General features: G+C 54.5%; 6 protein-coding genes. 1 reads left to right on the top strand and 5 read right to left on the bottom strand.

Features of this window, described 5'->3' with window-relative positions:
- Nucleotides 1-14 precede the first annotated feature (14 nt).
- The gene (locus tag Fuma_RS25940; RefSeq protein ID WP_077026686.1) at nucleotides 15-3,089 is read left to right on the top strand and encodes a tetratricopeptide repeat protein; all 3,075 of its coding nucleotides are present in this window, start codon (nucleotides 15-17) and stop codon (nucleotides 3,087-3,089) included.
- A gap of 177 nt (nucleotides 3,090-3,266) precedes the next feature.
- Here the strand turns inward: Fuma_RS25940 and Fuma_RS25935 are convergent, their stop codons facing one another.
- The 5 genes from Fuma_RS25935 to hpf all read right to left on the bottom strand — a co-directional run bounded on the left by Fuma_RS25935 (nucleotide 3,267) and on the right by hpf (nucleotide 8,633).
- Complete coding sequence (locus Fuma_RS25935) at nucleotides 3,267-4,856, bottom strand: Rne/Rng family ribonuclease (protein WP_077026685.1); 1,590 nt, start codon at nucleotides 4,854-4,856, stop codon at nucleotides 3,267-3,269.
- A gap of 415 nt (nucleotides 4,857-5,271) precedes the next feature.
- Nucleotides 5,272-7,020, bottom strand: a complete 1,749-nt coding sequence (gene ptsP, locus Fuma_RS25925) for a phosphoenolpyruvate--protein phosphotransferase (protein ID WP_077026683.1) — start codon at nucleotides 7,018-7,020, stop codon at nucleotides 5,272-5,274.
- Nucleotides 7,021-7,306: 286 nt separating this feature from the next.
- Nucleotides 7,307-7,555: an HPr family phosphocarrier protein gene (locus Fuma_RS25920; protein ID WP_218922301.1), complete on the bottom strand. Its 249-nt coding sequence runs from the start codon at nucleotides 7,553-7,555 to the stop codon at nucleotides 7,307-7,309.
- 100 nt (nucleotides 7,556-7,655) lie between these two features.
- A complete protein-coding gene (locus tag Fuma_RS25915; protein WP_077026681.1) occupies nucleotides 7,656-8,138 on the bottom strand; it encodes a PTS sugar transporter subunit IIA in 483 nt (160 codons plus the stop codon).
- A gap of 123 nt (nucleotides 8,139-8,261) precedes the next feature.
- Nucleotides 8,262-8,633 carry a ribosome hibernation-promoting factor, HPF/YfiA family gene (gene hpf, locus Fuma_RS25910; RefSeq protein ID WP_077026680.1) on the bottom strand — a complete coding sequence of 124 codons (372 nt, stop codon included), beginning with the start codon at nucleotides 8,631-8,633 and terminating at the stop codon, nucleotides 8,262-8,264.
- Nucleotides 8,634-8,775 lie beyond the last annotated feature (142 nt).

Below are 8,775 nucleotides of genomic sequence, written 5' to 3'. Positions count from 1 at the left end.
ACGTTGAAGAATCGATGAACACGCTATTCACCCGAACCTGCCAACGGCCACTTCTGTTGGTGATGCTCTGCTTAGCTCCGTTGCCAGCCGCAGCATTCGACGCCGATTCTGATTTCATGTTTGCGGCCGGCCTGTTCAAGAAACAACGGTGGCAGTACGCCGCAGATGCGTTCGAAGGATTCCTCAACCAGCACCCGGAACACCCTCGCGCCAGCCTTGCGCGACTGTACCTTGGACTGTCATTGAATTCCCTGGAAAAATACGGCCCCGCTCGCACCCACTTTCAAACCTTCATCACCGAAAACCCCGACAGCCGAAACCTCGCCGACGCACAGTACGGGCTGGGCGAATGCAGCTACTACTTGAAAAACTACAAACCTGCCGTTGAACAGCTTTCGCTGTATTTGAAAGATCACCCAGGACACAACCTGAACCAATGGGCCTCGCTGCTGCTGGGAAAAAGCTACAACGCACTGGACGATCACGCCAACGCCGAACGTGTGCTTGAACCACTCATCGCACAGAAACCTCCCATTGGTATTCTGGCCGACGCATTGATCGCCCTGGCCGGATCCAAACAGGCTCAAAATCAAACGGAACCAGCGCTCGATCTGTTCCAGCAGGTCGTCGACCTGAAGTCGGCCGCTCATACACCTCGAGGTTTGGCGGGTGTCGCCTCCGTTCACATGGCGCAGAAAGATTATGTGAAAGCGGCCGAGATCTACGATCGTGTGGTGACGGAATTCTCCGGAACACCGGTGGCTGCATCGTCGGCGTTGAATTCAGGGATCGCAAAGTTTCAGTCACAAAACTACGCACAGGCCCTGACGACACTGCAGAACGTGCCTGCCGACTCCAGTGCGTCGACAATGGCTTCGTTGTGGAAGGCATTGTGCCGGCGAGAACTGGGCGAACTCGACATTGCCCGTGAAGAACTGGCTTCCGCATTCGCTGCCGCTAAAGACACACCACTGGCGGCCGAAATTCTGTTCAACCGAGCTCAGGTCGAGGTTCTGGATCAGAAAAAGGACGTTGCGGCCCAGATGTTTATGGATCTGGCGGATCGATGGCCAGGCAATTCACGAGTTGCTGAAAGCCTGTTTAATGCGGCCGAATTAAAGATGGACGCCGGCGATCTGCCAATGGCTTCGCGGCTGATGGAACGACTTCAGAAGGAGCACCCGGAACTGGCAGACGATCCTGAACTAAGCCTGCTGCAGGGACGCATGCTGCTAAACAGCGGCAAGACGGACGAGGCAATTTTGCTGCTACAGAAAGTCGCTGAGGCAGATGCTTCCAGCGAACGAAAAACGATGCAGCGAAACTATCACCTCATCCGAGCCCTGTACAAAGGCGAGCGTTATGAAGACGCAGCGGCGGCGTACAAGAAACTGCAGGACCGATTCGAAGATCCGAAGTGGAATGCTTATTTCGGTGCCATCGCGCTCGCATCACGTTCTCGTTTGGAACTGGAACAGTATGACGAAGCAATCCAGCTCGCGGACACATTTCTGAAACTGGAACAGAACCCTGCAAAGGCTGCCGATGCGTTGTATGGCCGAGCGATTGCGAACTGCCAGTTGAAGCAGTTTCAGCAAGCGGATGCCGACCTGGCACAACTGATGAAAGACTTTCCAGACGATCCGCAAACCTGGGCCACGACACTGCAGTCAGCGGAAATTGCGTGGCAGCTAAAGGAATACGCGGCTGCAGCTCGATTTTTCAAGCTTGCTGTACAAAGGAAATCCGAACCAAAGCTGCATCTGTCAGCGCTGTCCGGGCTGGCGTGGTGTCACTATCGGCTTGACGAATTCGACCAGGCCGCCACGGTGTTTCAGGACATCGCCGAAACCTATCCGGAATCCGACGCCGCACACGAATCATCCTTCATGCGGGGCGTAAGCCTGCGAGACGCCGGCAAGAAAGATGAAGCTGCGGCCTCGTTTCTTGCCACCTACGAAGCTCTGGAAAAAACGGCACAGGAATCGTCAGCTCCGAACGCGGATCGCTACCTGCTGGAATCAGGACGCAACTATGCTCGATTGAAATTCGCTGGTGAGGACACCAAAGCAGCAGACGCCGTATGGGAAAAGCTGGCTGAACGGTTCGGTGATTCCGAACAGCTGGAAGGCATTCTGGATGAATGGGCCTACGTCAATCTGCAGGCAGGCAGGTATGATCGATCGGATGAAATTTACCGTCGCCTGCTCGATAAGTTTCCGAATGGTAAGTTCGCCGGTCAGGCGCGATTGTCGTTGGCGGAAAGCGACATGCAGGCAAACCGACTGGACAATGCGCTGGCAGAATTCATCGAAATCGCGGCGAACGAAGATTACCGCGCTGCTGAAAAAGAAGCCGCGCTCTACCACGTGGTGGATATCAAAGCAGCCAAACGGCAGTGGGAGGACGTGCTGAAATTTGGCAAGGAGTTTGCCGAAAACTACGCAAACAGCCCACTGGCCCCGAACGTCGGTTTGCTTTACGCGGAAGGCCTGCTTGATCAACAGCAACCTAAAGAAGCAAAGACCACACTGACCACACTTCGAGCGGCGGTTGTCGACGGCCAGTTGAAGGCCGAACCATGGACGGAACGAATTTGGGTCGTCCTTGCCGAAACGGCTCTGGCAGAAAAGCGGTTCACTGATATCGATCCGATCGCGGCGGAACTGGAACAGCGAAATGCAGAATCGCGGTTTCTGTTTCAAATGCGAGACGTACAAGGGCGCCGCTGGAAGACTCAGCCGAACCCCGACTTTGCCAAAGCGCGTGACTACTTTGCGTCTGTTGTTTCTGATGAAGTCGGCAAAGGCACAGAAACGGCCGCGCGTTGTCAGTTTCTGATCGCGGAAACGTGGCTGCTCGAAAAGAACTATCAGAACGCAGTGAAGGAATACTATCGCGTTTATCTTAACTACGCCTTCGACGACTGGCGTGCACGCGGGCTGTTTCAGGCAGCCGGCTGTGAGGTCCTGCTACAGCGTCCTGAAGCGGCAAGCAAAAGCTACAAGGATCTGGTCAAGGAATTCCCCGGCTCAGAGCTCGCTGAAAAAGCTAAGGCCAAGCTGGATCAGTTGCCACCTGGCCGCTAAACGCGGCCGAGCAAAACCTGCGCTGCCACGTGGTGCCAGTAGTCGCTGCAACGCGTCTCAAGCAGGTTTCAATGCAGCTTTGCAAGACTTGAACGGGGCTCAAACGCAAAAGCCCGACCTTCCTGAGAAGGCCGGGCTTCGTTTGAATCAATCGACAGCGCTATCGCAAACTGTCATCTATTCGCCGATAACAACCGCTCGACCGTTGTCGTCTTTGCAACTCACGGACAGGTGTTCCGGCGTCACATCGACTCGCGACACGATATTCACCACGACATCGCGTTCGTCTTCCAGTCGAGTAATCTCTTTGCGTTTGCGATTGTTGAGGTCACTGGCGACTCGATCGTGGACCTCAATCGTGATCGTCGCAACATCGTCGTTGCTGCCAGCACTCATCACCAAACGCATCACTTCAATCGTCAGGCTTTCGGCTGTCTTAACCTGCCCCACCCCTTTACAGCATGGGCAGTCCTGATAAACGCTGCGACGCAACGATGGTCGAATTCGCTGACGAGTCATTTCGATCAGGCCAAACGGGCTGATCCGCAGAACTCTGGTGCGAGCTCGGTCGCGTTTGACTGCGTTTCGCAAAGCGTTCTCAACACTGCGACGATGCCGTTCGTCTCGCATGTCGATGAAGTCATTGACAATCACACCGCCGAGATCACGCAGGCGAATCTGTCGCGCGATGGCTTCGGCTGCTCGCAGATTCATGCGATAAGCTGTTTCTTCGGCATCGTTGTCGACTCGAAAGTTACCACTATTCACGTCGATGGCGACTAGTGCTTCCGTTTGATCAATCACCAGCGATCCGCCACCCTTTAGCGGCACATCACGATCCTGGATGCGAGCAATCTCATCTTCCACGCCGTAATAGGCGAACATCGGCTCGGGTTCACGAAACCGTTTGACGCGATTCACGTGCCCTGGCATAACGATCTTCATGAAGTCGCGAGCCTTTTGATAGGCAGCGTCTTCGTCGATCCAAACGGCGTCGATTTCGCCGGTGTAGATGTCTCGAATAGTCCGAATCATCATGTCTGATTCAGCATAGATGTCGACCGGTCCCGACTTCTCTTCAATGTTGCCGACAATCGTTTCCCAGAGCCGCAACAGGTACTTCAGGTCGCGTTTCAGATCAGCTTCTTCGCGGTCGACGCCGGCGGTGCGAACGATGAAGCCCAGTCCCGAAGGCGGCTTGAGGTTTCGCATGGCCTGACGAAGATTGCGTCGCGCTTTTTCGTCGTCGATCTTGCGACTAACGCCGACGCGTTGCAGACCGGGCATCAGGACGAGAAAGCGTCCGGGGATCGAGATGTAAGTAGAAAGCGTTGGGCCTTTGTTGCCGATGCCTTCCTTGATCACCTGCACCAGGACTTCGCTGCCGCGCTGGAAAATCTCCTGAATCGGCGGTTTGTTCCGGGCGTTGCGTTCGTTCAGGTGCTTGGGCGGTCGTCCACCACCACGTCGCGGGCGATCGTCGTCTTCATCATCGTCCGAATCGCCGTCGCCACCTTTCACAAGGTGTTTGTAGTATTGGTATTCGACGTCGCTGACGTGCAGAAAGCCGTTGCGGCCTACACCGAAGTCAATAAAAGCCGCCTGAATGCTGGGCTCAATATTGACGACTTTTCCTTTGTAGATGTTCCCGACGTAGTTTTCGGCACTACTTCGTTCGACGTAAAGTTCTTCCAGAACTCCGTCTTCAACGATTGCGATCCGGCTTTCTTCCGGCTGCAACACGTTGATCAGCATTTCTTTTTTCATAACTCAGCTTTCGTTCGTTGGAACGAACACCGAGCGTTGCCGAAGCGTGAAGAACGGACAGATGGGTTCAGTGGAATTCAATTCCGGTTTCGCGACATCGCAACGGACCTGGCCTGCAAGCGGCAAAGTCGACGTGACGTCAGACCATTCATTGCTCGCCCCAAACGCAGGAGTGCGCGGAGGAGAAAAGAACGAATTGCTAACCAAACCAAACTGATGTTTTCTTTCCTCTTGAGTTTTCGACATTTGGCGTTCCCGTCAGGAAACACCGTTACACGGATTCGGATTCGGTCTGTTGGCCTGCGGCAGGTCGCGTGATGCGGAGAATCTGCCGGAACGGCTGAACCGAATTTGAAGCTGTGACGCGTGTTCGTTCGTGTTTCGTAAAATCGCCGCAAGCGGCAGTAAAGATATTTCAAACAACGAGATCCGGGCAGATTCGGCCCAGTTCTCCTAACAGATAGTGTTCGACGTCCCGAGCCAGATCCAACGTAAGTGCGTGAGCCGCAATACGTTCTGCTTCGGGGATGGAAATGTTTCTAATAACCTCCTTCAGGCGCGAAAGCGCGTGAGGAGTGGCACTCAATTGACGCAGGCCAAGCCCAAGCAGTAGCGGCACAAATCTGGGATCGGAGCTCATTTGGCCGCAAACCGTGACGGGTTTGTCGTGCTTTTTCGCCGCTTTCATCACCATCTGAATCATGCGGAGAATGGAAGGATCGCCGGAACGGTACAGATTTGCAACCGAAGGGTCCGATCGGTCGCACGCCAAAGTGTACTGAATGAGGTCATTAGTACCAATTGAGAAGAAGTCGACCTCGCGTGCAAATTCTTCTGCCAGAATCACGGCGGATGGCACTTCCACCATCATGCCAACCGGAATATCGCCGCAATAGGCGATCCCTTCGTCTTCCAGATCCTCCATCACATCCATCAGAATCATCTTTGCCTGACGAAATTCCAGCAGCGATGAAACCAGCGGAAACATGATTCTGGCATTGCCGTGAACTGCCGCTCGCAGGATGGCTCGCAACTGCACTTTGAACAGAGGCGTCCCCTGCAGACTGAGGCGAATACTGCGCAGACCGAGCATCGGGTTCTGGCTTTGAGCAAACCGGTCTCGAATTCGAGCGGGCACCTTGTCGGCACCAATGTCGAGGGTCCGGATGACGACCGGCAATTCACCACACGCTTTCAGTACCTGGGTATAAGCATCGTAGTGATCTTCTTCAGTCGGTTCGCGGTTGCCGCCAAGGTACAGGAATTCTGTGCGGTAAAGCCCCACACCGTCGGCACCGCGTTTGATGCACTGCTGCACTTCTTCCGGAAATTCGATGTTGCCCAGCGTAAAGATGCGTTCGCCATCCTGAGTTTGCGATTCGCTTTGCTCCAGCGATTCCAAACGCTCTGTCACTCGCTGATTCCTCGCCCGCGAGTCAAGGAAGCGGTTCATGGAACCTTCGTCAGGATCAATGATCACCTGCCCGTGATCGCCGTCGAGAATCACGGTTTCGCCGCCTGAAACGCCTGCCAGGCACCGGCCCAGACCAACAACAGCCGGGATTTCCAAAGCGCCCGCAAGAATGGCCGTGTGACTGGTGTGACCGCCCACTTCGGTGGCGAAGCCGATGACGAATTTGGTATTCAGCGTCGCCGTTTCACCGGGCGTCAGGTCGTGAGCCAGAATAATCACAGGCTCAGTCAGGTTCGACAATTCTTCGCGTCGTTCGCCCAACAGTTCCCGCAGCAGACGTTTTTCCAGGTCGAAGATGTCGAGCGCGCGTTCGGCCAGATACTGGTCGCCAAGATTCTGCATCTGCATGGCGAAGCCACGTAAAGTCTTACTGACAGCGTATTCAGGCGAATATTGTTGCTCGCGAATCAGAGATTCGACTTCGCTGACAAATCGCGGATCTCGTGCCATCTGCAGGTGGGCTGAGAAGATGGCAGCGTATTGGCTGCCAAGCTGTTCGCTGACCAGAACTTCGTGTTCGCCGATGTCTCGACAGACGTGATCCAACGCGACTTGAAACCGAGCCAGTTCATCTTCAACAGCGTCGCGGTTTACGAAGTTATTGGGAATGCGGAAGCTATCGGCCCCGAGCACAAGGGCTGGTCCGACAACGACTCCTGGTGATACCGCAATTCCGCTTCGGACCTGCATCGGTGAATCGCGACCTCAAATAAAGTTCAGACTACGAATGAAGAACAACAAGAAGAGCTCGCTTCCTGCTCGACAGTGAATGGCTTCGAGCGTTCAAGCCGGGAAAGTGTATCGACATCGGATGCAGAATGTCGAACGAGCAATCAAAGCTCCAGCTGAACCGGTCTGAGCAGCGGCCCCGGAAGTCAACAAACCTGCCGGCACTTACGAGACGCCAGGAGGGGACTCCTGCAGATCCACACTAAGGCCGTTTGATGCCAGCGACGGGCCATGTCAGCATCAAGCGTTACGGAGTGGATTCCGGTTCTGTTTCCAGAATATGGCTAACCGCCGTAATGGCGGCGCCAGCATCACTGCCTTCTGCTTCAATCGTTAGCTCAGCGCCGTGGGTTGCCCCCAAGAGCATCAGCTCCAACGCAGATTTGGCACTCGCCGCCTTCCCGTTGAAGGAGATTTTGATGTCAGACGTAAATTGCGACGCCTGCTTCACCAACATCGTAATGGGCGACAAATGCAGACCATTTCGGTGCGCCAAGGTTACTCGACACCGAGTTGGTTCGTCAGCCCCCATGCTCGTTTCTCCACGAAGTCGCAGCAGGACCTAGCGCCCTGGCACCTGAATTCGACGCAATGATCTATTCTTCCTCTTCCTCATCGCTGTTGTCTGCTTCAGAAAGCAGTTCCCAAACGTCCTTTGCGGTGCTGGACTGCTTCAGGAAGTTGCAGAAGTCCTGCCCGCGAAGATGCCGTGAGATATTCTCAAGGCCACGCAGGTGGTCTCCGGGACGATCCGGTGGCGAAACCAACAGGAACAGAATGAATACTTCTTCGCCATCAAGGCTGGAGAAATCCACCCCCGTACGCGACACAGCGACTGTCGCCACAAGCTCTTCGGCCGATGGGTGTTTAGTGTGAGGCACTGCAACGCCATTACCGATTCCAGTCGAACCAAGCTCTTCTCGTTTGAGAATGGCGGCAACGACTGCTTCTTCATCTTCTGCTTTGATGCTGCCTGCGTCCTTCAGGCCAGCCACCATTTCCCGAATCACGTCCTCTTTCGAGGTCGCTTTCAAATTGGGAATAATCGCCTTTTGAACGACAAAGTCTGTCAACTTCATTGTAGTAGTACCCTGCGAAGACATGTTTTTTTGCAAAATCAAAGTTGTGAATGTTCGGATATCAGATCTCGAAACGAAGCGACCATTGAGCGGCTTCGTTTGCCCCCATAGCAAGTGACGGGCCTAGCCAGCGACTTCAGTGTCGCTGTCGGCATCAACGTCATCCTCCGGAAGTCGAGCGACTTCGCTGACGGGCTTGCTTCTGCGGTGGTCTCGCGATTTTTCTTTATAGCGATGCACCTGCTTTTCCATTTTGGCCAATGTTCTGTCGAATGTGGCTTTGGCGTCTTCGCCTTCCACATGAGCCACAATGGTGTGATAACCCTCGATTTCGACCAGCATTTCAACGTCGGAACGCTCGCCCTCAAATTCCAGCGTGACACCAATTTCGCTGACTTCCCCGAGGTATCGGACGACCTTCTCGGATTTTCGGGCAATGTACTCCCGCAGTTCCTGACTGATACTGCCGTGACGACAGGTAATAGCAACCTGCATACTTTTTAACCTTCTGAGTCATCATTGGTCGGCATGTGGCCGAACACACTGGCGATCCGCCCGTTGGCAAACGCAACGACGGCCGGGAAACGAAAACGTCATGTTCACTGACGCTGGCATCGGCAACGCACTGACCGAAGCT

The organism is Fuerstiella marisgermanici, from assembly GCF_001983935.1.
Taxonomy (GTDB): Bacteria; Planctomycetota; Planctomycetia; order Planctomycetales; family Planctomycetaceae; genus Fuerstiella; species Fuerstiella marisgermanici.
The sequence above is the reverse complement of the archived record's forward strand: the minus strand, read 5'-3'. Positions and strand labels throughout refer to the sequence as shown.